The following is a 22989-nucleotide window of genomic DNA, read 5'->3' on the forward strand; positions in this document are numbered from 1 at the left end:
TATTAACCCTGATTATCTATGAAAATACGTCATCAACTTTTTATTGGAAACGGTCTAGTGTTGATCATGATCATCGCCCTGGCTACAGTTTCTTATAATAGCATCAATTCCCTTATAGCAACTTCAAAATGGGTAGATCATACTCACGAAGTTATCGAAAGAGCAAATTCGTTAGGAAAATTATTAATCGATATGGAAACAGGAGAGCGAGGCTTTTTGCTCACAGGTGAGGAAGAATATTTGGAACCATACAATGAAGGAAAGAAAAGATTTAAAACAGTGCTTAACGAAGTAAAGCAGCTTGTCAATGATAATCCTGAACAAGTGGCAAGGTTTGAAGCGGTTGATAATCTCGAGGCTCAATGGCATGAAAAGACCGGTAATGTTGAAATCAGTGCCAGAAGAAAAATTAATGAAGGAACTGCGAGTATGGACGATCTGATGGTATTGATAAATAAAAAATCAGGCAAACAAACTATGGATCAGCTACGGGTTAAACTTGAGGAAATTGTTAAAATCGAAAAAGGGTTGATGGATAAAAGAACACAGGAATCAGATGAAACTGCAGCCACTTCAATATCTACTTCATTGATAGGTGCAACACTAGGATTTATTATATGCCTGGGAGTAGCAATCTGGATTGTACTTTCAATATCTAGCTCTTTAAAAATTGCGAATGAAGCGATCAAATCAGTTGCAGAAGGTGATCTTTCTTTGAAGATAGATACAAACAAAAAAGACGAAGTTGGGGAAATGCTTAAGCACCTGCAGGAAATGGTTAATAAATTAAATGAAACACTAACATTTATCAGCACGGCTGCCGAAAGCATTAGTTCTGCCAGCAAACAAATGAGTTCTTCTTCTCAGCAGCTTTCTGAAGGAGCTACTGAACAAGCCGCTTCTGCAGAAGAAGTTTCAACTTCTATGGAACAGATGACCAGTAACATTCAGCAAAGCACTCAGAATGCACAGGAGACAGAAAAAATTTCCCTTAAGGCAACAGAGGATGTAAGTGAAGGAGGCAAATCAGTTAGCATGACAGTGATGTCAATGAAAGAAATTGCTCAGAAAATTTCAATTATAGGTGAAATTGCAAGACAAACGAATTTGCTGGCTCTTAATGCAGCTGTGGAAGCGGCAAGAGCTGGTGAGCATGGTAAAGGATTTGCAGTTGTAGCTGCAGAAGTACGAAAACTAGCTGAAAGAAGTCAGCAGGCTGCCATCGAAATAGATGCTCTTTCAAAAACCAGTGTAACAATTGCTGAAAAGTCCGGAAAAATACTTGAGCTGATCGTTCCCGATATCCAGAAAACTTCAAGGTTAATTCAAGAGATTACTGCATCCAGCAATGAGCAGAATTCCGGAGCTGAGCAAGTAAATAGTTCTATTCAGCAACTCAACAGGGTTATACAGAATAATGCTGCTACCGCTGAAGAGATGGCGGCTAGCGCTGAAGAACTGGAAGCCCAAGCAGCTTCTTTAGAAGAAACCATTTCATTCTTTAATCTCGGACATGACAAAGGTAAAAAATACAATTCAGGGGATAATGGATATGCAAAAAAGAAGAGCTTTTCCAAACAAGCATCTACAGGTCAAACTGGAAAATCTATAAATGGCGTAGCTATAAAACTTGATAATGGTTCGGTTTCCGACGCAGATTTTACAAAGTTTTAAATAATATAGCAGATATTGAATAGCCTGAATAATCATTCAATATCTGCTTTCCTGCCCTTTAAATTTTACCCGATGAAAAAATGTTTAATTATTTTAAGCCTTGCCATGGCAAGCTTAAAAGGTAATGCGCAAAATTCTTCTCCTTTTACTTTCAGGACTGAAATCACAGGTGATTTGATAAGCAATATGCAAGGTGGAAGAAAAAGCGGCCACAGCTATGTGGGTAAAATAGATCTATCTTTGGGATTGTCAACTGAAAAAGCCGGATGGTTTAAAGGAGGAAAATTGTTCCTGCATGCCATCAATGCTCACGGTGGAAATCCATCGGCTCGTTATGTGGGAGATATACAGCCTGTATCAAGAATAGAAGCAACAAACCGGATAAGTCTGTTTGAATTTTGGTACAGACAGGATATAGGCAAATTTTCGGTGCTTTTTGGTCAATTCGACATGAATTCAACCTTCGCAGTAAATGCTACGGCCGGCAATTTTCTAAATACCTCCTTCGGAATGTATCCTAGTATAGCATTGAATGTACCTTTATCTATCTATCCATATGCCACACCATCTTTATATGCTAAATGGAAGCATTCTGAAAAGCTTGCATTCCAGGCAGCGGTGTTCGATGGATCTCCCTTAAAGTTTCAGGATAATCTTAATAACCTTAAGTGGCAAATTGATGCTAAAAAGAGATTATTCTCAACATTTGAAATTCAGATGAAAGAAATTAAGGATTCGGTAGTAAAAGGAAATTATAAAATTGGAGGATATTATCATAATGGAGATTTCAGAGATGTTTCCGATTCCTCAAATTCTGTGAATGGAAGTTATGGGATTTATGTCACTATGGACAGACTAATCATTGCTGAAAATTCTGCCGATAACCAGGGAGTTACTGCATTTTTACAATCAGGCTCTAGTCCAGGGAAAATCAATTTAGTAGATTTTTACTTAAGCACGGGGTTGATATATACCGGTATACTTCCTGCCCGTTCTAATGATATACTTAGTCTGGGATTCGTATATTCATCTATAAATAATTATCTTCATCAAGCTTATCCTATCAGCTATACTCAAAGCAGAAGTTTAATTGAGTTGAATTATAAGGCAAAGTTTGGGAATAACTTTATAGTTCAGCCAGACTTACAATATATAATTAATCCTGGTGCAAATCCTGCATTTAAAAATTCTCTTGTAGGTATTTTAAGGGTATCCCTTGTTTATTAAAGTATACAAGTTGCTCTTAATAATATAATGAAGAAAGAGCTGTATTTGTTAAGATCTTCGAAACATCTAGTAATACGAAGATCAGTGGCGCAATTAATGCCGAAAAATATTTAGATTTTTTTTAACCTAACTAATATGGAAAAATTTAATATTCAAAAAAAGATATCTGACAATAAAGAGACCATTGATATTTTAGTTAGCGGGGACCTTAGCATTAAACATTCGGAAATTTTTTTCAAAGAATTGAAAGAAATAAAAAAGGTACATAAGACTTACAATATTCTTCTTATGGATATAGCACGAATAGATATTATGTGCTTACAAGTACTTATCTCATTCATGATTTATCTCCGGAATAATGATAAAGAAGTCAACCTCAAAAAAGAGTTGAGCGAAGAAATGAATCAATTACTTCGTAATGCTGATTTGCTAACTAACTAATATAAAGCAGGTAAATAATATATGAAAAAGACGATTCTAATAGCTGATGATTCGGAAAGCGTAAGAGAAGTAGTTTCTTTTACTTTGATAAATGCGGGATATAATGTGCTGGTAAGAGAAGACGCAATGAAGTTTCTGGATGGGAAGGAGATTCATCTTGTCATCAAAGATCTTCACATGCCTAAAAAGGACGATATTGCTTTAATCAAAAAGATCCGCGGAAAAAGCGATTACCAGTATGTGCCGATCTTATTCCCTACTATAGAGTCTCAGGCAGCAAAAAAGGATGAAGCTAAAGCAGCGGGAGCAACAGGATGGATTGTAAAACCATTCGTTCCTGAAAAATTAATTTCCACCATTGAAAAAGTTATTAGATAATGGACAGATTTAAAGCAGTTTTCTTTGAGGAAGCCACCACACTCATAAATGATCTGGAAAGAGTTTCCCTTTTATTGCACAATAATCCCTCTGATAGTTCGATCATAGAGCAGATCTTCCGTATCATGCATACGTTGAAAGGTAACAGCACAATGTTCGGCTTTTATCGGATCGGAGATTTTACACATCACTTTGAAACGCTCTATGATTATATTAGGGAAGGTAAAATGTCTGTAACAGATAATGTCCTTAACATAACATTTGCTTCTGTCGATCATCTGCGGGTGCTGCTTGCAGATGTAGAGTTGGAAAACCCAGTCCATAAAATTAATCATGAAAACCTGATCCATGGTCTCATTGAGGTTCTGAACGGAGCTTCTGTTGAGGGAAGCATAAAAAGCCATTCTTCCGATCATACAATTGAGGATAAAGTTTCGGATACTCCCACTTACTGGCTGAAATTTGTTCCTGAAAAGGGTTTGGTGAGAAAAGGGGCTAATGTATTATTCCTTCTCGATGATCTGTCTCAGCTTGGCGCAACTTATACAGTTTCCAATATCGAGCGCTTACCTGATTTTAAAAAACTCGATCCTGCAGATATATATATACACTGGGAAATTTATGTTTCAGGAAATATAACTGAAAACAGCATCCGGGACGTTTTCATGTTCGTGGAAGAAGACTGCGAGCTTGAGATAAGAAAGATTTCAGAAACAAACTTGCTGGATCAGGATAGTTTTACTGCTATTGCCCGAGATATTTCTTTAAGCATTGATGAAAAGATTTCAAAGTTTAGTGGATTGGTAAATAATTCTTCTTCTAAAAATAGAATGGAGGAAGTAAGAAGTAAGATAGAAAAAGCCAACGAGAAATCTATAGTTACCTCTAAAGACAATTCGATTTCAAGTATCAGAGTGGCTTCTGAAAAGCTGGATGAATTGATGAGTCTTGTAAGTGAGCTTGTCACTACTCAGGCCAGGTTAAATCTTGTTTCAGATCAGATTGCTTCCTCTGAACTAATAAGTATTTCAGAAAATATTGAAAAAATCACCCGTCAACTAAGAGATAATACTTTTAGTATTTGTCTTATTCCTATAGAAAACTTATTGGTGCGATTTCAACGATTGGTGAGAGATCTATCAACTCAATTGAATAAGGACGTTGTGTTTGTTTCTGAAGGTACAGATACAGAACTGGACAAGAATATTATTGAAAACCTGGCAGATCCTCTGATGCACATCTTCCGGAATTCACTGGATCATGGAATTGAATCGGGAGAAGAACGAGTAAAGAAGGGAAAACCTGCCCAAGGAAAAATCTTATTAAAAGCATTTTATTCCGGGAATAGTGTGATTATTCAGATCCGTGATGATGGAAAAGGAATTGATCCGGAAGTGATCAGACAAAAGGCCATCAGCAAAGGATTGATCACCGCAGATCAGAATCTGGATCGGCGTCAGATCTTCGATCTTATTTTTCTTCCGGGATTTTCTACAGCGGAGAAAGTGACCGAGGTTTCTGGTCGTGGAGTAGGAATGGATGTAGTGAAAAGACAGATTACTGAAATAAGGGGTGAAGTGGAAGTAGAGTCCGTAATCAACGAAGGAACTACCATTAATATTAAGCTTCCTCTTACGCTTTCAATCATTGACGGAATGCTTGTTAAAATCAATGCTACACATTTTGTAATACCATTAGGTAATGTGGATAAATGTTTTGAAGCAAAGCATGAAGAATTTGTAAATAAGATCAATGACCTTATAATTCTGGACGGAGAGCAGGTGCCTTTTATATATCTGAGAGATGAATTTGATATAAAGGAAAATTGTCCTCAACTACATCAGGTGGTGGTAGTGAAGCAGGACGATAGACGGGTAGCTTTATCGGTCGATACTATTATTGGAGAATATCAGGCAGTATTAAAACCACTTGGAAGGTTGTACAAAAATGTGGACGTTATTTCAGGAGCGACGATCTTAGGAAATGGAGAGGTTGCTCTTGTTGTCGATCCCAACAGAATCATTAAGGAATATATATTTAATCAAATAAATAACGAAGTTTTACAATGAGCATAGAAAATCTGAATGTAAGTAATTCTTACTTATCATTTAAGTTGGAAAACGAAACTTTTGCTGTAACTGTCGAAAGGGTACATGAAATATTGGAAATACCCACGGTAACAAAAGTTCCTAAATCTCCAGACTTTATGACAGGAGTAATTAACCTTAGAGGTAATGTATTGCCTGTAATTGATACACGCATAAAATTTGGACTGGCTAAAACTGATTTTACAATCGATTCCTGCATCATAGTTCTTTCTATCATGATGGAGAATGAACAGATCACCATTGGAGCATTGGTGGATTCGGTTCAGGAAGTACTTGAGCTTTCATCAGAAAAAATACTGCCATCTCCTGCATTAGGAAGTAAATATAAAGCTGAGTTTATTCAAGGTATGATAAAGAACGATGAACATTTCATCATGGTCCTTAATATTGATGAAGTTTTTTCTATCAATGAACTTCATCAGATGAAAGAAAACACATCTGAAACCATTATTTAATTTTTAAACCTTTGAAATTATACAACTATGAAAAATTGATTTTCGAATTCCTTTATTTGACTGGGATGTCCGGAGTTATTTTTTACATGGGAGATAATTCCTCTAATCAATTAAGTGATTTTATCCACTATGGTTGTTTGGTTTTATAAATACCAAAATTTCTTATCTGCTGTGTTATTCTAAAAATTAATAAGATTATGGTTTCAGTAATAAAAATGTCTAATGAAGAGTTCAGAAAAATGAGCTCTATGATTTATTCGGATTATGGAATTAAAATGCCACCGTCAAAAAAAACATTGCTTGAATGCCGGCTTCAAAAACGATTGAACGCCCTTAATTTATATTCATTTAAGGAATACTGTGATTTTGTTTTCAGTCCCGAAGGACAAAGGACGGAACTGATTCAAATGATCGATGTAGTGACTACCAATAAAACCGATTTCTTCAGAGAGTCAATTCATTTCGATTTTCTTAGCAATCATTGCTTTCCTGAGATGACTAAGGGTCGAGATGCCGGACGTCCATTACGGATTTGGAGTGCAGGTTGTTCTAGCGGAGAGGAACCCTACACCATCGCTATGGTTGCGAGTGAATTTGCAGAAAATCAACCTTTTAATTTTTCCATCTTTGGAACTGACCTTTCCACAGAGATACTTAAGAAGGCAGCTATGGCTATCTATTCGGAAGAAAGAACCAGTGTGATTCCTATGGTATTAAAAAGGAAATATTTTCTAAGAGGAAAAGACGATAAGAACAAAACATATAGAATAATTCCGCAATTGAGGCAGAAGCTTTACCTCCAAAGATTGAATTTCATGGATCATTCATATAATGTTCCGTTTAATTTTGATATTATCTTTTGCAGGAATGTTTTGATTTATTTTGATAAAGAGACTCAGGAAAAAGTCATCAACCGTTTATGCGATAAGCTTAATAAAGGAGGTATTTTCTTTTTGGGACATTCTGAATCTATTACGGATATGAATGTACCTCTGCAACAGATTAAACCTACCATATTCAGAAGAATTTAAGAGTATTGTTTTTAACTGATCAAGTAGTGAATATGAAATTATGCGATGAAGAATTAATTCAGGAATTGCAATTGAGATTGTCAGAAAAACAGCCCTCCTTAAAGGAGATGAATGATCTTACGGGGCAAATTCAGCAATTGGATAAGAAGCTGGAGCAGCCGGAAACTATGAAGAGCAATCTTCTTTCTAATATTCGCAACGAGATCATTAATCCATTCACTAATGGGGGAAAGTTTCAACAGGGATGTGAATGAATAAAATTTTAACATATTACCTTTATCCATCTGCGTTATTTGCAGATAATCGTCCTCATGAAGTAATTACTGTCTTAGGAACGTGCGTGGCAGTTTGTCTTTATGATCCGGTACTTAAAATAGGAGGTATCAATCATTATATGCTTCCATTATGGAACGGCGAAGGATTACCTTCCCCTAAATATGGAAATATTGCGATTGAAAAGCTGCAGGAAAAAATGATTTGTCTTGGCAGCCAAAAGAAAGATCTGCAAGCTAAAATTTTTGGTGGTTTAGGAAAGTCTACCACTGCCAATGTTCTCAATATCGGGCAGCGGAACTGTAAACTTGCTAAAGTAATGTTGAAACAGATGCAGATACCAATTGTAGCAAGTCATTTAGGAGGAGGTTTAGCCCGTAAGTTGAAATTCTATACTCATACGGGTGAAGTTCATATGAAATTTGTTAAGTCTGATGATATTGTCTGACCTTTTAAATTGTAACCCGTGAAAAATAAAATAAAAGTTTTGATTGTTGATGATTCTGCGGTGGTGAGGAAAATGTTAACAGAAATTCTGAATTCTGATTCTACCATCGAGGTGATGGCCACGGCTTCTGATCCTTATTTTGCGGCAACGAAAATACAGCATGAAGTCCCTGATGTGATTACGCTCGATGTTGAAATGCCCAAAATGGATGGGCTGACATTCTTGAGAAAAATTATGTCTCAGCATCCGATTCCTGTAGTGATTATTTCCAGTCTTACAGATAAAGGTACAGAGACAGCGATAAAGGCATTAGAATATGGAGCTGTAGAAGTAATTACAAAACCCAAATTGGAATCTGACGAGTCGTGGGAAGATTCAAAAATGAGGATCATCGATATTATTAAAGCGGCTTCACTATCAAAACCAGGACGTAAAACCCAGTTCGAGAAGGTGGCGCCAAAATTATCTGCGGATGCCATGATTAGTTCTTTCAGTCCTACCAGTATGATCAAGACAACGGAGAAGGTAGTTGCTGTCGGTGCTTCTACTGGCGGAACTGAAGCGATCCGTGTGCTGCTCGAAGCGATGCCCCTGGATGCTCCGGGTATTGTCATTGTGCAACATATGCCCGAATTGTTTACCAAATCATTTGCCTTAAGACTCAACGAGCTTTGCAGGATCACAGTGAAAGAAGCGGAGAATGGGGATAGTGTTTTAAGGGGAAGAGCATTAATTGCCCCAGGGAACAAACATATGTTGCTTAAAAGAAGTGGGGCAAGATATTATGTAGAAGTGAAAGATGGCCCATTGGTAAATAGACACAAACCTGCGGTAGATGTGCTGTTCAGATCTACTGCCCGTTACGCTGGCGCTAACAGTATCGGAGTATTACTTACAGGAATGGGTGATGACGGTGCAAAAGGGTTATTGGAAATGAAACAAGCAGGGGCAAAAACCATTGCTCAGGATGAGAAAAGCAGTGTGGTGTTTGGAATGCCTAAAGAAGCTATAAAATTAGATGCCGCGGATAAAGTACTTTCACTTGAGCTTATTGCTTCTCAAATATTAAAGCTAACGTTATAGAATGTCATGAAGAATTTTGTTATAAGAATATTTAATGTTCAGTAAGGTATTATAAGCTATCATGTCCAACTAAAATTTAAAGGGAGGACATCTAAATCAGTAGAAACACAACTTGCTATATACCCTAATCCAGCTCATAACAAAATCAGCACTTTCAGAAACCAAAATAGTTCTGATGCAACTTATATGATTATGGATATAACCGGACGTGTGCTAATAGAAGAAACAGTTGGTGCATATAGTGAAAAAAATATCGAATTCACTGAAGCAGGAACTTACCTAGTAAAGATTATGTCAGTGTCTGGCTTGTCGGAAATAAAGAAAGTTGTGGTTTATTAAAATCAAAGAGAGGATGTTTGGAGCACGGGGCATCTTGACTCCGGACGATTAATGCTATCAGAATCACATCTACAAACTATCCTTAATCAATCCCAAAACAAGAAATCATTTGAATCTGAGATGCAGGACAAGGCAGTCCTAACTCAGTAACAGGCATAAAAAAGTATTCTCCCGGTGCAAGCTTTCCATCAACTGTTACTTCAAAAAAACCTTCGGAAAGCTTCTTAAATTTTAATTTAATATTATTAGGAATAATTCTTATTTCTCCCCTTCTGCTTGTTCTTGAATAAAGGAACAGCCTGCTTCCTTTTGAAGCCTCTCCTCTGACTATTTTCAAAGATTTTGCAGGATCTGAATGTATAGTAAATTTAATATAAAACTTCAATAAACTATTCGAATCAATACGCATCGAAGACTTGTCTCCTGCAGGCTTTAAATAAGTATCTGTATCTATATTTTTTGCGCCAATTAATTGAATCTACTCATTCAGTGCTGGTACAGACATTGGAAATACCAGACGAAGACAAAAATTTAAGAGTAATTGAATTTGATCCGGATTTATTTTATTCCAAAAAGCCATATGAAATCTTTATTCAGATAACACTTTTCAAAGGACGAACAATAGAAACGAAAAAAGTACTTTTTCAAAACATAGTTCAAGAACTAAACAAAAAACTATCAATTGACAAAGACTCTGTATTTATAGTTCTTAATGAGCAACCACTAGAGAATTGGGGACTTAGAGGTGGACAAATTGCATCTGATATTAATATAGGATTTAATATCAACATATAATTTAAAGGCTAGTGTAGAACTTCCCGACTTTTTGTTATTCCTCAACATTTGACTATTTTAGTATAAATGAAGTTCGACAAGCATCTTCCTTCTGATAAACTAAAACCCTACATCAAACATTTTGTAGTGTCAGAAAGCATTGTCGAAAACGAATATAAAGTTTTTCCTTCTTCAGGACTTGTCATCGGATTTCAATACAAAGGACAACTTTCAACCATTCATAACAATACTGAAAGCAAACTGACATCTTCAGGAATAACAGGTATTTCCGACAGTTATAAAATCTTCAGAAATTCAGCAAACATAGGAACCATATTAGTTTACTTTACTGAAGTAGGATTCACTCATTTCTCTTCTAATCATGCAAATGAGTTATTTAATCTAAGCATTGCTCTTGAAGACATTTTTGATAAACATAGAGTCAAAGAGGTTGAAGAAAAACTTTCCTTTGCCACAACAGACCATCAACGAATAAATATTGTTGAATTATTTTTTCTATCTCAGTTAAAAGACATACAGACAGACAAACTCATAATTGAAGCTATAAAGCTTATCTATCAAAGTAAAGGCTCAATCCGCATCAAAGAACTTAACGAAAAGCTTAACATTAGTCAAAGTCCATTCGAGAAACGCTTTAGAAAAATAGTAGGCACTACACCAAAAAAATTTGCTTCAATTATTCGCTTTAACTCTGTACTTATCAACCTCAACAGCAGTAAGTCTTTAACCGAAATTTGTTACGAAAATAACTTCTTTGATCAGGCGCATTTCATAAAAGATTTCAAACAATTCACTGGCGATACACCTGAAAACTTTAAACGTTTCATCTAAAGAAAAAAACGTTTTTTTACAATTACAGCTATCTTTTTAAAGACACCTTTGCATTGTATTCATTCTGCTGATTATAAAGCATTATGAATTTGTATCATTCTCAAAATCATTTAAATAAAAAAAATTAAAAAGATGTTTACAATTGAAGAAATCAAAGCAGCACACAGCAAAGTAAAATCAGGTGTAGACTTCCCTTCCTATATTAGAGAAATCAAAAATCTGGGTGTTACTTTTTATGAAACGTATGTAACAGACGGACATACCGATTATTATGGTGCTAGTAGCTATAAAGCCTCCTCACTTGCGCGATATGAGCCATTAGTAATTAAAGACAAGTATGAAGCTGAAGAGTTTAAAGCAGCTCTTAAAGCTCATCAAAATGGAAAAACAGATTATCCTACATTTATTTCCATGTGTTCAAAACTGGGCATTGAAAAATGGGTAGTTTGTATGGATAAAATGAAATGTACATATTTCGACAAAAATGGAAAAGAAGTATTGATTGAAGAAATTCCTAATTAAGTTCATTATGGTTGATAAAGAATTTTGAGTGCGGCGTTTTAACTGCCGCACTTTTTATTTATTTTTATCTAAAATTAATAACAGGTAAACAGTCCGTTATGAAATTTTTATAAGGATGAATAAAATATTTATAGCTTTTATTTTAGCCTTTATGATCTCGTCCAACACTTTTGGACAAGTAGGGAAAATCATTAAAGAATTAGGGGAAGTCCAGAGGAAAGAACGTTATTCAAGCTCCGGATCTATCGACGGAACTTCAGAATGGCTTTTACTGGAGGGATTCAGACTAGTTGGAATAGGTATCTATAACCTACAAACATATGTCTTATCTACCAGAGATGAACATCCTGAAGTCGTTTCCATGGAAGGTTTCCTTCAAGGCGGTTATTATGGAAAGTATAATGCTATACTTCTAACCCCTCAGATCAGAGCTAATTGGGGAGCCTTCTCTTCAGAATTCAGACAACAAAGTATTAATGATAATACCGGATATTTAAGCACCCTTGACTGGCAGATAATAAAACTTAATATTCCAATCTATCCCCTAATGTTAAACGGAGGGATGGGCTTTTCCCATTTAGATATTGTGAAACAGACGTTTTTTGAATACACTTTGGGAGCCCAATCAAGGTTTTTAAGGGAACGGCTATATACAGAAGTCGTCTATAGGTCAGCTGATGGGGACAGAACTTCTTTCCGAAAAGAATTCAAAATCACTTGTGATTATGAGATCGGAAGCAAACAGGTAAGAAATAGAGGAAGCTTCAGGATATGCCCATCTTTGGGTTTTACTTATCAGAACTATTATGGTAGGTTTAATCAATATTATTTAATGGCTGGTTTAAATTTAAGGTATTACTAAACCTTAACCATCTTAAAGTAATCTGCAATAGAACTTCTGAGTAGCGGACAAATTGAATAAATTAAATATCTCAATATACCTATTTATATCCAGGATATCATATCCCTACCTTAACTTCAATACATTTAATTAAAATCTATTTTTCCAATAATTCGCTCTTATATCACTTAGAAAAAACAAATCGGGTTGCTAGAGGCTTTTAACTATAATGCTCCTACCTGCTTCTTTGGATAATACTTTACGAATGAATACTTTAGCATAAGCAAAAGATGCATACCCTAATTTCCAATAGAACCTTAGAAGGAAATTCATTCAGCATCACTGCTATTAAAATAATTTTAACATGACAGAAGATAAACTTGCAGTATTAATCGATGCAGACAACGTTCCGTATGCAAATGTAAAGGAAATGTTGGAAGAGATTTCCAAGTATGGAACACCAACTATTAAAAGAATTTATGCAGACTGGACCAAACCAACAATATCCGGCTGGAAAAATGTCCTTTTAGAAAATGCTATAACGCCTGTTCAACAATACAGCTATACAACAGGAAAAAATTCAAGTGACAGCGCTCTAATAATAGATGCAATGGATATTTTATATTCAGGAAAAGTCAACGGATTTTGCATTGTCTCAAGTGATAGTGATTTTACAAGATTAGCAACAAGGCTCAGGGAGGCAGGAATGACCGTTATTGGATTTGGAGAGAAGAAAACACCCCAACCTTTTATATCCGCATGCGATAAGTTTATATATTTAGAAATCCTAAAAAGTTCCAAACAAGACACATACAATATTACCCAAAAGGCTTCAAAACCTAAATCAAAAGGTGAACCTCTAAGTAAAGTTGATGCAGAAACTATAAAAATGATTATAGAAAGTGTTAATGATCTGGCAGATGAAAGCGGCTGGACTTTTCTGGCCAACTTAGGTAATTTTATAATTAAAAAGAAACCGGATTTCGACCCAAGGAACTATGGCTTTCCGAAGCTATTACCTTTAATAAAAAATATAAATAAATTTCATATTGACGAAAGAGATACCGGAGTTAACAACATAAGACATATCTATCTTAAGCTCAAAGAAAGTTAAATTCTTATTACCTTCATCTGGCCACTCAAAAACAAATTAGATAGAGCCAAGAATACTACTATAGATTTATAATGTTCTAATTGCTTGACTTAATCTATTTTATAAACAACAGAAAAATCGAGCAAAGCAATTTCATCCCTCCCCAACAAATCTCCATAAGATTTAAATACAATCCTAAATATACTCTACGATGAAAGTGTTAAAATGATGCTCAGCCTAATATGATCCTGATTGGCGTTTAAAAGAGAAATAAACATCTTTACATAAAATTTAATAATTGTAATAAGAAGCCTAACTTTCTGAAAGATGAATTATACGACAGCTGATGAAGCAATAAAAATACTTAAAAGCAATGACCGTGTTTTTATTCACAGCGTTGCAGCTGCACCTAAGATATTAATAGATGCAATGGTGAAAAGAGCTGAAGAGCTGAAGAATGTTGAAATAATTCACATGCATACTGAAGGACAAGCGGATTATGTTAAACCAGAATATCAGGATAGCTTCCATCTAAAGTCCCTTTTTGTCGGAGCCAACGTAAGGGAAGCAACGCAAAGTGGAAGAGCAGATTACATTCCTATTTTTCTTAGCGAAATCCCTATCCTATTCAGGAGAAGACTCTTACCAGTAAACGTAGCACTTATACAGGTATCTCCACCGGACAGATTTGGATATTGCTCCCTTGGACTTTCTGTAGACACCACAAAAGCAGTTATAGAAACAGCTGAAACTGTGATAGCTCAGATTAACCCAAATATGCCACGAACATTTGGTGATGGCCTAATACATTTCAGTAACTTTAATTCATTGATAGAACATGAATCTCCGATTTATGAAGCCAAAATCTGTCCTTCTACTGTAATTGATAAAAAAATAGGATATCATGTAGCATCACTTATTGAAGACGGAGCTACTCTTCAAATGGGTATTGGTAACATCCCTAATGCAGTTCTGGCGTCCCTTACCAATCATAAAAGACTTGGAGTACATTCAGAGATGTTCTCTGATGGCTTGATACCTTTAATAGAAAAAGGAGTAGTTACCGGAGAAGATAAAATTATTGACAGGGGAAAAGTGGTGGCTACTTTTGCTATAGGCTGCAGAAGGACCTACGATTTTATGGATAACAATCCTGTGATCAAAATGAAGGAAGTGAGTTACACTAATGATGTGGCCAATATAAGAAAAAACAAAAAAGTATCTGCAATCAATAGCGCTATAGAAATTGACTTAACAGGGCAAGTTTGTGCGGATTCCATAGGCACAAAGCATTATTCAGGCGTAGGAGGTCAAATTGATTTCATAAGAGGTGCGTCCTATTCGGAAGGAGGAAAACCTATCATTGCCTTGCCATCAGTAACCTCTAACGGAGAAAGTAAAATAGTCCCCTACCTTAAAACCGGAGCTGGCGTTGTATCCACAAGAGCTAACGTACACTATATTGCAACAGAATACGGTGTAGTTGATCTTTTTGGAAAATCAATGAAAGAAAGGGCAAAATTATTAACCAGTATCGCCCACCCTGATCACAGAGAATCACTTGAAAGGAAATTCTATGAGAGATTCAAATAATCATATGTTGTGCACATCTATAAAGCCTTACAAACCCAAGAACGAAACCAAAGAGAGATTCTTAAATTAACACAATTGAAATTTCAATGACACCAAAACAAATAGCAATAGTTTGTCTTTCAACCATGGCAGGAATGGTATTGGCTTTTGTCTTTAACTATTTTATTCTTGATAAAATTCTAATACCTGACCCTTGTTATTACCACAATCATGAAACCAATAAGATATTTGATTTTTTTTACAACTTGCCTTCAAGTGAAGGATTCCACCCATTTCCTTCAATATTCAATTTTATATTCACCATGATAATAGGTGCTATTTGCGGATTTATTTTATCAGTCAAAAAAATTAAAGGAACCTTCTAAATCAAAATATAAATACTCTAAAATCCGATAAGATGTTTCTCATAAGTCGTTTACAATCATATATACAGAGGCTTTTTACTTATTACAGAATAAAGCCTGAAAGAAAATACAAAGCAGTAAAAGAAAATGTATCCGGCGCATTTTATATAGTAGATGGATGTTGTACTTTATGCGGAGTACCTCATGCTGAAGCACCTGAATTATTTGGAGGAATAGATGAAAAAGGGAATATGACTCACGATCAGTGTTTCGTAAAAAAACAACCCGATTCACCTAATGAGCTTAACCAGATGATCAATGCAATGGCTGCTCAAGAAATTATATGTATAAGATATTCAGGAAATGATATTAACATTAAAAACAGAATAAAGGAAGTTGGGGAAAAGAGTCAGATAGACTGGGATTAAGCAAAATATGCACACTTTCTTATCTCCATTTTAATCTAATATTTTCAACCAGGACAAAGTACTCCTGAGAAAGAGTAGAACAGATAGATTATCAAATATGATTTTATGCAACGACTAGAATACTTTAAACTTTTTCACAACGTCAGCCTTGCTGACTACGAGTTGCTAACTCAAAATCTTAAAACCAAGATATTCCGAAAAGGAGATCTATTAACGGTTCCTGGACTAATACAAAAGGAATTATATTTTGTAAAAACCGGTATTCAGATGTCTTATTTCGACACTCCTAATAAATCTCACGTCATAGCTTTCACATACCCACCCAATCTCTGCGCAATACCAGAATCTTTTTCGTTTCAAATACCTTCAAAGTATTTTCTGACTTGTCTAACAGACAGCGAACTGGAATATCTTACCTATGATGAACTGCAACAATTGTTTGAACAATCCCATCAGATAGAGCGCCTCTTCAGAAAAATGACTGAGGCTATCTTGGCTGGAATGATCAACCGTCATATAGAGTTGCACAGCATGAGTATTGAAGAACGCTATAAGACCTTTTGTCAGAGAAGCCCTCATTTGCTTCAGTTAGTCCCTCATAAATACATCGCATCGTACTTGGGTATCAATCCTACCAATTTCAGCAAACTTTATAATCGCGTAAAATTCTGATCTTGGTATATACCAAGATTTGTTTCCCGGGCTATTTTTAACTTTAAAGAAAAAAGTATGACAAAGCACTGGCTTGACACAATAGAATATCCGTTTACTTCAAATTACTTTGATATTAATGGCCATAAAATTCATTACATCGATGAGGGACAAGGAGAAACAATTTTATTCATTCATGGGACACCTTCCTGGAGCTTTGATTTTCGGAATGTAATCAAAAAACTAAAATCTGATTTTCGCTGCATCGCTATTGACCATATAGGCTTCGGCCTTTCTGATAAACCAGAGCACTACGATTATTCTCCACAAAATCATAGTAAAACACTTGAGAGATTTGTAATTCATAAAGGCCTTCAAAAATTCGCTTTAGTCATGCATGACTTTGGCGGTCCGATCAGTCTGAACTTTGCAATCAAACATCCTGAAAAAATAAGTAATATAATTATCCTCAACTCTTGGTTATGGAGCAGCAAAGATAATCCCGAATTTATCAAGTTGAGCAAAATTCTTAAAAGCCCTATACTCCCTTTATTATATCGCTATCTAAACTTTTCACCTCGCTATATATTACCAGAATCATTTGGAGATCACAAGCTCCCTAAGTATCTTCTAAAGCAATATACCAAACCTTTTGCTAACAGAACTCAGCGAAATGGAACAGTGGCCTTTGCTAGGTCATTACTTCACGATCAAAACTGGTTTCAGGAACTATGGAATAAAAGACAACCTATTGCTGATAAACTTACCCTATTTATCTGGGGAATGAAAGACCCTATAATTACGCCAAAATACCTTGATAAATTCTCTTCTGGATTTACCAACTCAAAGATAATCAAGCTTGAAACCTGCGGACATTTCCCCCAGGAAGAACAATCTGAGATAGTAGCACAATCAATATTTGAGTTTTTGAGAGAAAGATAAATTACGACTAACAACTAAGTCCCTTTGCATAAAAAGTCTCAAAAAGGTATCTTAGTAAGAATTAATATAATTGGCCAACAGGACTTATTAATCTAAAGTCTGCCAATTAACAACTTAACAATAAAATTGAACAATATGGATTATGCAATGATTGCCATTCTCGTGATGTTAGGAATTATGTTTCTATCAAGAACTTTAAATGAGAATGCCAACAAAAAATTGGATCAGGATAAAAAAGCTGAATTAGTTGATTTATTTTCCAAAGATAGAATCTACAATTTCGGAATCTTAATCATTATCATTTCTATATTTTTTATAAACATAAAACTGAATTTAATTGACCAGTATCTTAATTATGGAATTTATATAGGATCAGTTGTAATTTTTATGATTGTATCAACATATTTGTCATTTAGAAAACTGAAGAAAAATAATTTCCCGGATTCTTATATCAAATCCTATATTACAGTCACAACTATTAGATTTTTAGGAATTGTTATTTTTTTTGCGATTTATCAGATGGGATAAATAAGATAAACAGTAGTAAAACAAGGTAAAATGAATACAGTCATTTCAATAATAAATTATACGGCATATGTTGCAATTGGCTTATTAATTCTTATCATAATCAAAACTATAATTGATTTAATAAGAAGGAAAAGAAATGCCTGGATAAACGATTTTAAAGTCCTAATAAATTATGGATTAACCTTGCTAATATGCTGGGAATTAACTTTATATTTTGCTCTAATTGTCCGACCACCTGTTAAAATGGAAAGCTCTTATGACTTAACCATGAAATTCCATGTAATACCCTTAATGGTTTCTAAGTTCCTTTGTTCTTCTGAAAGGGCTTTAATTAATTCTATAATAGTCTCCTCTCTTCACCTCTGACAATGATATCAATAAATGAATAATCCTTTAGAATAGATTCAGAAGCATAGGAAGGAAAAACACCGCCATAAACAATGACAGCGCGCTGGAACTTTTCTTTTAACGCAACCGCAGTTTTTAAGGCTGATAGAGGCGCAGCGGTAGAGGCGGTATGGCCGATCATAATGCAATCAGGATTAAAGGACATTAATTCATCTGCAAGCTTATCTTCTTCTAGCCCTTTTTTATCATTGTCAATCAATATTACCTGATGACCATTATCCACAAGTGGTCCCCCAAGCAGAACTAACCCAAGAGGTATCTGATAACCAAGTCCATAACGATTTGCAATAAACTGAGACGTGGAGTTACAAGTGCAATTTTCATAATTCAAAAAATAGTAATATGCTATCTAAAAATATTTTGCCCTTTAAAATGCTTTATTTAAAGCATTTTAAAATACACAATATTTTTATGATAGTGCTATAATATATTCAAACTAAACTAATATCTTAATGATTTAATATGCCAACATTTTATGCCTCCATTCTATGACATTTATGGGCTTTCGAAAGAAAGAAATAAAAAAACTATTGAAACATTTCTCAACCACTTCTCTTATAGAGATAAAATTGAAGATAGAACAGGACAGGAAATTTTAGTTGATGAAAATAAAAAGTACAATATAAAAGAATCCTGTACTCCTATCTCTACATTATCTGAAGTCATCAATTATGGAATAAATACCCCCAACCACGGATTTGCCTTTTACATAAGTGACAACTTAAAAGAAGGTGTAAATAATCTCATTTTAAAATTTACCTATGATGGCAAAATAATTTTTGGAGTTTCTATCGAGGAAAATGACATTGTTAAAAATGGAAAACTAGCAGACAACTATAACAAAGCTCTTAAAATAGAAAGGCTGATTGAAGAACTGACAAATTCATATAAAACTTCAATTCAGTTTGAATATGCTCCATCTGATGATGAAGAAGAATTTGATCTGGATATTGATCTTTGGAAACAAATGAACGAAGACAAAAAAAGGACTCTTAAATAGATCCTCTTACTAAATTCAATTAAAGTTAAGAAACATCGGACTATACTTTCTCCCTGGTATCCCTCACCTTATACTCTTTTGATTTAAGTCTACAATCAACAAAATTACTTGTTGCTAACAATTGTTCTCTTACGCATGTTTTATACATATCAAAGAGAATCCAATGAAAAAGCCCCTAAACGTTACCCAGAAATTAATTCATTCACATCTTGTAAAGGGAGAAATGATCCCAGGAACAGAAATCGGTATCAGGATCGATCAGACCCTTACTCAAGATGCCACAGGCACTATGGTGATGCTGGAACTGGAAGCGATGGGAGTATCAAAAATAAAAACCGAACTATCTGTACAATATGTAGATCACAATCTGCTTCAAGAAGACTTTAAAAACGCTGACGATCATTTATTCTTAAGATCAGCAGCTCAGAAATTCGGTCTTTGGTACAGCAGAGCAGGTAATGGGGTAAGTCATCCTGTACATATGGAAAGGTTCGGTATTCCAGGAAAATCAATGGCTGGTTCAGACAGCCACACCCCGGCAGCAGGTGCGCTTGGGATGCTTGCACTAGGTGCCGGAGGACTGGATGTTGCATTTTCAATGGTAGGTGAACCATTACACTTCAAAATGCCCAGAATCATGGGAGTTAAGTTAATTGGTAAATTGCCTGACTGGGTTAGTGCAAAAGATGTAATCCTTGAAATGCTTAGAAGATATGGAGTTCATGGTGGAAGAGGAATTATCTTTGAATATCATGGCCAAGGCTTAGAACAACTCTCAGCTATGGACAGACATGTAATTGCCAATATGGGTACAGAACTTGGCGCAACTACAACAGTATTCCCATCAGATCAAGAAGTCAAAAGGTTTCTAAAAGCTCAGGAAAGAGAAAAGGACTGGATTGAGCTTATTGCAGACGAGGGAGCAAGTTACGACCTTACTGACGAGATCAATTTATCAGAATTGGAACCTTTGATTGCTTGTCCGAGCAGTCCTGGTAATGTTGTAAAGGTAAAAGATGTTGCCGGTACTCAGATATCTCAGGTTGTTATCGGATCATCTGCCAACCCCGGCCTCCGTGACTTCTGGATTGCAGGAGAAATAGTTAAAGACAAGACAGTAAATACTGCTGTATCATTTGACATCAATCCTACATCCAGACAAGTTATAGAAAATCTTATTCCTATGGGATCCCTTGCAAACCTGGTAAAGTCAGGAGCAAGATTTCACCAGGCTGGCTGCTTAGGTTGTATTGGCATGGGACAAGCTCCTGCTTATGGGAAAATAAGCCTGAGAACAATGCCAAGAAACTTCCCCGGACGTTCTGGAACATTAGATGACAAAGTCTATCTCTGCAGCCCAGAGACTGCAGCCGCTTCGGCACTAACTGGGAAAATTACAGATCCCAGGGATATGGAGCAGCTATATGGAATGAAATATCCGCATTATAAAAATCCGGAGAAAGAAATCATAAATACTACTATGCTCCTCGCTCCATCTGACGGATCACCAGTGCAACTTGAAAAAGGACCCAATATTAAATCGTTTCCGGATTTCAGTCCATTGCTAGATACATTTGAAGCTCCCGTTCTACTTAAGATGCGGGATAATATCTCTACTGACGAAATTCTTAAAGCTGGAGTTAAAGTACTTTCCTACCGCAGCAATATTCCTGAAATAAGTAAATGGAGTTTTAATGTTATAGACAGTCAGTTTTATATTAAAGCTATAAAGGCACAAGAGACTTACGGAGGACATATTGTTGTAGCCGGGCACAACTATGCTCAGGGATCAAGCAGAGAGCATGCTGCAATTGCTCCGAGATACGTAGGACAAATTGCAGTCATCGCGAAAAGTTATGCGCGACTAGGCTGGCAGAATTTGATCAACTTCGGAATTATTCCATTTGAATTTGTCCATGAATCAGATTATGATACCATTGATCCTAATGATGAAATCAGAATATCCGGTATAATAGAAGGTTTTTCAAAAAACACTGAACATGTCGCTTTAAACATGACAAAAAATCTTAAATACAGATTAACCCATGGTTTGAGTGAACGTCAAACAGAAATCCTTATACACGGTGGAATTATCAATTTTCATAAAAGCAAAGAGCTTGTGCATTCAAAGGGTTAAGTGTATATTTCAATAGGAGTAATATTACCTAAATGCATTTTCAATGTATGCATTATACTTTTCGTCATCCTGACTAGTTGATTTAAACTCAACAGAATTACGACCCTTTTCTATAAACTTTCCATTCTTAATTAAAGACTCCTCTCTAGAGATACTTCTATTTTCCGACTCGGCAGTATATAAATAAATAACCTTTTCTAAATTATAAATCTTAGAAAAACCTACACCATAATCACGTATACCAACTACTTTGTAATCTGAAATTCTATGATCAGAATCATAAAGAACCAAAATGGTTTTGTTTAATATTTCATCAACATCTTCAGGATCAATACCTGAAAATTTGATATAATATAAAACTCCGAATGTGTTATTAAACGAAAGATTACCAATTCCAAACACCTCTCCTTGCATGTCTCCCATTACATCCATTGGAATCAAATGTTTAAGATCCTCATCCGGTATTCTTATCCATAAAGAATCAAGTTTATCATTTTTATACTCACCAACAACAACCGGAGATTCAATTTTAGTAAGCTTATTGATGAGATTGATAACCCTTGATTTATCTTGAACGAATCCAACAGTATCCCGAACTGTCTGCATTTCCGGATCACTCAAAGAATCAACATCTGTTGTATTTAATTTATCTGCAGAAGATATAGTTGATTGTTCATTATTGTTTTTTTGAGCACATGCCATTAGCAGGCATAAAAGCAAAGGAAAAAATTTGTTCATGTTAGTTATTATAATTTTGAAAAATATTTTAATGATTAAACCATAATGCGATATTTTCTTTATCAACTTATCTTAAATATAATAATGATTCCCTCTGAATACCCTTTCCCGTCTCCCTAAAATACTATCCGTAAATTTATCAGATTAATCTATTCTAGATAATTTTTAAGGTATATTATTGTCACTATTATTAAGGCTAATATTATCAAAGCCAACCAACTAGTACCTCCGAGTTTTCCTAATAATCTATTTTTTTCTTCTTCAGATAAATCCCTCGATAATATATTTATAATTTTTCGTTCACTACTTTTCATATATAGATAATTCCCGAACATTCCACAAAATAACCCAAAGAAGAACTTTGCTATACAATCTATAAATTTTCTGCTCCCCTCCTGCATTCCTAATACATCCGACAAGAGGTATTCTTCTAGAATTACTTCTAAGAAAATCACTAATAACAATAATAAAACTTCTCTATACATTTTTCTATATAGAAACCAGATTAGGCCAAATAAAAATGCATAAGGTTTGAATGAAATTATTTTGCCATTCTTAAATTCTTTCCATTTATCAAAGTAGTAATCAGAATTTTTAGCAAAGAAGGTTTTTAAATATTCTTCTGTTATTTCCATATTTTTAATATCATGTAATTGTACCCCTCCCCAAAAATAGGACAGC

28 protein-coding genes are annotated in these 22989 nt (G+C 35.1%); 24 read left to right on the forward strand and 4 right to left on the reverse strand.

Features of this window, described 5'->3' with window-relative positions:
- The first annotated feature begins 18 nt into the window (after positions 1 to 18).
- The 11 genes from J7604_RS23305 (at position 19) to J7604_RS23355 (ending at position 9457) form a co-directional block, all read left to right on the forward strand.
- Complete coding sequence (locus J7604_RS23305) at positions 19 to 1674, forward strand: methyl-accepting chemotaxis protein (RefSeq protein ID WP_293901704.1); 1656 nt, start codon at positions 19 to 21, stop codon at positions 1672 to 1674.
- Positions 1675 to 1746: 72 nt separating this feature from the next.
- Positions 1747 to 2901, forward strand: coding sequence for a carbohydrate porin (locus J7604_RS23310; protein ID WP_293901707.1), 1155 nt, complete (start codon positions 1747 to 1749; stop codon positions 2899 to 2901).
- Positions 2902 to 3036: 135 nt separating this feature from the next.
- Positions 3037 to 3342, forward strand: coding sequence for a hypothetical protein (locus J7604_RS23315; RefSeq protein WP_293901710.1), 306 nt, complete (start codon positions 3037 to 3039; stop codon positions 3340 to 3342).
- Between the two features lie 21 nt (positions 3343 to 3363).
- Positions 3364 to 3720: a response regulator gene (locus tag J7604_RS23320; protein WP_293901713.1), complete on the forward strand. Its 357-nt coding sequence runs from the start codon at positions 3364 to 3366 to the stop codon at positions 3718 to 3720.
- Entirely contained in the window at positions 3720 to 5789 is a 2070-nt protein-coding gene (locus tag J7604_RS23325) for a chemotaxis protein CheA (protein ID WP_293901715.1), read from the forward strand. The genes J7604_RS23320 and J7604_RS23325 overlap by 1 nt, the downstream gene beginning before the upstream one ends.
- A complete protein-coding gene (locus J7604_RS23330; protein WP_028980186.1) occupies positions 5786 to 6283 on the forward strand; it encodes a chemotaxis protein CheW in 498 nt (165 codons plus the stop codon). The genes J7604_RS23325 and J7604_RS23330 overlap by 4 nt, the downstream gene beginning before the upstream one ends.
- A 197-nt stretch (positions 6284 to 6480) precedes the next feature.
- The gene (locus J7604_RS23335; RefSeq protein ID WP_293901720.1) at positions 6481 to 7314 is read left to right on the forward strand and encodes a CheR family methyltransferase; all 834 of its coding nucleotides are present in this window, start codon (positions 6481 to 6483) and stop codon (positions 7312 to 7314) included.
- Between the two features lie 32 nt (positions 7315 to 7346).
- Entirely contained in the window at positions 7347 to 7568 is a 222-nt protein-coding gene (locus J7604_RS23340; RefSeq protein ID WP_293901723.1) for a hypothetical protein, read from the forward strand.
- Entirely contained in the window at positions 7565 to 8035 is a 471-nt protein-coding gene (locus tag J7604_RS23345; RefSeq protein WP_293901725.1) for a chemotaxis protein CheD, read from the forward strand. Before J7604_RS23340 ends, J7604_RS23345 begins: the two co-directional genes overlap by 4 nt.
- Before the next feature lie 18 nt (positions 8036 to 8053).
- Positions 8054 to 9118, forward strand: a complete 1065-nt coding sequence (locus tag J7604_RS23350) for a chemotaxis response regulator protein-glutamate methylesterase (RefSeq protein ID WP_293901728.1) — start codon at positions 8054 to 8056, stop codon at positions 9116 to 9118.
- Between the two features lie 117 nt (positions 9119 to 9235).
- Positions 9236 to 9457, forward strand: a complete 222-nt coding sequence (locus J7604_RS23355) for a T9SS type A sorting domain-containing protein (RefSeq protein ID WP_293901782.1) — start codon at positions 9236 to 9238, stop codon at positions 9455 to 9457.
- 82 nt (positions 9458 to 9539) lie between these two features.
- On the opposite strand, the gene J7604_RS23360 is transcribed toward J7604_RS23355, so the two are convergent.
- Complete coding sequence (locus tag J7604_RS23360) at positions 9540 to 9842, reverse strand: hypothetical protein (RefSeq protein WP_293901731.1); 303 nt, start codon at positions 9840 to 9842, stop codon at positions 9540 to 9542.
- A gap of 74 nt (positions 9843 to 9916) precedes the next feature.
- Here J7604_RS23360 and J7604_RS23365 point away from each other — a divergent pair, with 74 nt between their 5' ends.
- The 11 genes from J7604_RS23365 to J7604_RS23415 all read left to right on the forward strand — a co-directional run bounded on the left by J7604_RS23365 (position 9917) and on the right by J7604_RS23415 (position 18025).
- The gene (locus J7604_RS23365) at positions 9917 to 10252 is read left to right on the forward strand and encodes a tautomerase family protein (protein ID WP_293901734.1); all 336 of its coding nucleotides are present in this window, start codon (positions 9917 to 9919) and stop codon (positions 10250 to 10252) included.
- Between the two features lie 66 nt (positions 10253 to 10318).
- Positions 10319 to 11083 carry a helix-turn-helix domain-containing protein gene (locus J7604_RS23370; protein WP_293901737.1) on the forward strand — a complete coding sequence of 255 codons (765 nt, stop codon included), beginning with the start codon at positions 10319 to 10321 and terminating at the stop codon, positions 11081 to 11083.
- A gap of 132 nt (positions 11084 to 11215) precedes the next feature.
- The gene (locus tag J7604_RS23375; protein WP_293901740.1) at positions 11216 to 11605 is read left to right on the forward strand and encodes a DUF1398 family protein; all 390 of its coding nucleotides are present in this window, start codon (positions 11216 to 11218) and stop codon (positions 11603 to 11605) included.
- 115 nt (positions 11606 to 11720) lie between these two features.
- On the forward strand, positions 11721 to 12467 hold the full coding sequence (locus tag J7604_RS23380; protein ID WP_293901743.1) for a hypothetical protein: 747 nt from the start codon (positions 11721 to 11723) through the stop codon (positions 12465 to 12467).
- A 343-nt stretch (positions 12468 to 12810) separates the two neighbouring features.
- Positions 12811 to 13560, forward strand: a complete 750-nt coding sequence (locus J7604_RS23385) for an NYN domain-containing protein (protein ID WP_293901746.1) — start codon at positions 12811 to 12813, stop codon at positions 13558 to 13560.
- Between the two features lie 306 nt (positions 13561 to 13866).
- Positions 13867 to 15132, forward strand: a complete 1266-nt coding sequence (locus J7604_RS23390) for an acetyl-CoA hydrolase/transferase C-terminal domain-containing protein (RefSeq protein WP_293901749.1) — start codon at positions 13867 to 13869, stop codon at positions 15130 to 15132.
- 86 nt (positions 15133 to 15218) lie between these two features.
- Positions 15219 to 15497: a hypothetical protein gene (locus tag J7604_RS23395; protein WP_293901752.1), complete on the forward strand. Its 279-nt coding sequence runs from the start codon at positions 15219 to 15221 to the stop codon at positions 15495 to 15497.
- A gap of 32 nt (positions 15498 to 15529) precedes the next feature.
- Entirely contained in the window at positions 15530 to 15904 is a 375-nt protein-coding gene (locus tag J7604_RS23400; protein WP_293901755.1) for a hypothetical protein, read from the forward strand.
- Positions 15905 to 16009: 105 nt separating this feature from the next.
- On the forward strand, positions 16010 to 16576 hold the full coding sequence (locus J7604_RS23405) for a Crp/Fnr family transcriptional regulator (protein WP_293901758.1): 567 nt from the start codon (positions 16010 to 16012) through the stop codon (positions 16574 to 16576).
- 57 nt (positions 16577 to 16633) lie between these two features.
- Positions 16634 to 17497 (forward strand): alpha/beta fold hydrolase, encoded by an 864-nt coding sequence (locus J7604_RS23410; RefSeq protein ID WP_293901761.1) that lies wholly within the window; start codon positions 16634 to 16636, stop codon positions 17495 to 17497.
- Positions 17498 to 17632: 135 nt separating this feature from the next.
- Positions 17633 to 18025, forward strand: a complete 393-nt coding sequence (locus tag J7604_RS23415) for a hypothetical protein (protein ID WP_293901764.1) — start codon at positions 17633 to 17635, stop codon at positions 18023 to 18025.
- A 337-nt stretch (positions 18026 to 18362) separates the two neighbouring features.
- On the opposite strand, the gene J7604_RS23420 is transcribed toward J7604_RS23415, so the two are convergent.
- On the reverse strand, positions 18363 to 18764 hold the full coding sequence (locus J7604_RS23420) for a cobalamin-dependent protein (RefSeq protein WP_293901767.1): 402 nt from the start codon (positions 18762 to 18764) through the stop codon (positions 18363 to 18365).
- Between the two features lie 144 nt (positions 18765 to 18908).
- Here J7604_RS23420 and J7604_RS23425 point away from each other — a divergent pair, with 144 nt between their 5' ends.
- Both J7604_RS23425 and J7604_RS23430 read left to right on the forward strand, forming a co-directional pair.
- Positions 18909 to 19433, forward strand: coding sequence for a hypothetical protein (locus J7604_RS23425; protein WP_293901770.1), 525 nt, complete (start codon positions 18909 to 18911; stop codon positions 19431 to 19433).
- Positions 19434 to 19596: 163 nt separating this feature from the next.
- Positions 19597 to 21570 carry an aconitate hydratase gene (locus tag J7604_RS23430; protein WP_293901773.1) on the forward strand — a complete coding sequence of 658 codons (1974 nt, stop codon included), beginning with the start codon at positions 19597 to 19599 and terminating at the stop codon, positions 21568 to 21570.
- 24 nt (positions 21571 to 21594) lie between these two features.
- On the opposite strand, the gene J7604_RS23435 is transcribed toward J7604_RS23430, so the two are convergent.
- Together J7604_RS23435 and J7604_RS23440 are read right to left on the reverse strand one after the other, a co-directional pair.
- A complete protein-coding gene (locus tag J7604_RS23435; protein WP_293901776.1) occupies positions 21595 to 22308 on the reverse strand; it encodes a hypothetical protein in 714 nt (237 codons plus the stop codon).
- Between the two features lie 149 nt (positions 22309 to 22457).
- Positions 22458 to 22989, reverse strand: a 532-nt coding sequence (locus tag J7604_RS23440; protein WP_293901779.1) for a DUF2628 domain-containing protein, incomplete at its 5' end; no start/stop codon positions are given.

This window comes from Sporocytophaga sp. (assembly GCF_017745095.1).
In the GTDB taxonomy this organism is placed as follows: domain Bacteria; phylum Bacteroidota; class Bacteroidia; order Cytophagales; family Cytophagaceae; genus Sporocytophaga.

Coding starts and splice junctions, on each gene's coding strand:
- J7604_RS23340 (WP_293901723.1), top strand. CDS start 7,347: ATGAAATTATGCGATGAAGAATTAATTCAGGAATTGCAATTGAGATTG.
- J7604_RS23380 (WP_293901743.1), top strand. CDS start 11,721: ATGAATAAAATATTTATAGCTTTTATTTTAGCCTTTATGATCTCGTCC.
- J7604_RS23430 (WP_293901773.1), top strand. CDS start 19,597: ATGAAAAAGCCCCTAAACGTTACCCAGAAATTAATTCATTCACATCTT.
- J7604_RS23325 (WP_293901715.1), top strand. CDS start 3,720: ATGGACAGATTTAAAGCAGTTTTCTTTGAGGAAGCCACCACACTCATA.
- J7604_RS23385 (WP_293901746.1), top strand. CDS start 12,811: ATGACAGAAGATAAACTTGCAGTATTAATCGATGCAGACAACGTTCCG.
- J7604_RS23395 (WP_293901752.1), top strand. CDS start 15,219: ATGACACCAAAACAAATAGCAATAGTTTGTCTTTCAACCATGGCAGGA.
- J7604_RS23415 (WP_293901764.1), top strand. CDS start 17,633: ATGGATTATGCAATGATTGCCATTCTCGTGATGTTAGGAATTATGTTT.
- J7604_RS23345 (WP_293901725.1), top strand. CDS start 7,565: ATGAATAAAATTTTAACATATTACCTTTATCCATCTGCGTTATTTGCA.
- J7604_RS23330 (WP_028980186.1), top strand. CDS start 5,786: ATGAGCATAGAAAATCTGAATGTAAGTAATTCTTACTTATCATTTAAG.
- J7604_RS23400 (WP_293901755.1), top strand. CDS start 15,530: ATGTTTCTCATAAGTCGTTTACAATCATATATACAGAGGCTTTTTACT.
- J7604_RS23310 (WP_293901707.1), top strand. CDS start 1,747: ATGAAAAAATGTTTAATTATTTTAAGCCTTGCCATGGCAAGCTTAAAA.
- J7604_RS23375 (WP_293901740.1), top strand. CDS start 11,216: ATGTTTACAATTGAAGAAATCAAAGCAGCACACAGCAAAGTAAAATCA.
- J7604_RS23390 (WP_293901749.1), top strand. CDS start 13,867: ATGAATTATACGACAGCTGATGAAGCAATAAAAATACTTAAAAGCAAT.
- J7604_RS23305 (WP_293901704.1), top strand. CDS start 19: ATGAAAATACGTCATCAACTTTTTATTGGAAACGGTCTAGTGTTGATC.
- J7604_RS23435 (WP_293901776.1), bottom strand. CDS start 22,308: ATGAACAAATTTTTTCCTTTGCTTTTATGCCTGCTAATGGCATGTGCT.
- J7604_RS23425 (WP_293901770.1), top strand. CDS start 18,909: ATGCCTCCATTCTATGACATTTATGGGCTTTCGAAAGAAAGAAATAAA.
- J7604_RS23335 (WP_293901720.1), top strand. CDS start 6,481: ATGGTTTCAGTAATAAAAATGTCTAATGAAGAGTTCAGAAAAATGAGC.
- J7604_RS23320 (WP_293901713.1), top strand. CDS start 3,364: ATGAAAAAGACGATTCTAATAGCTGATGATTCGGAAAGCGTAAGAGAA.
- J7604_RS23370 (WP_293901737.1), top strand. CDS start 10,319: ATGAAGTTCGACAAGCATCTTCCTTCTGATAAACTAAAACCCTACATC.
- J7604_RS23410 (WP_293901761.1), top strand. CDS start 16,634: ATGACAAAGCACTGGCTTGACACAATAGAATATCCGTTTACTTCAAAT.
- J7604_RS23315 (WP_293901710.1), top strand. CDS start 3,037: ATGGAAAAATTTAATATTCAAAAAAAGATATCTGACAATAAAGAGACC.
- J7604_RS23405 (WP_293901758.1), top strand. CDS start 16,010: ATGCAACGACTAGAATACTTTAAACTTTTTCACAACGTCAGCCTTGCT.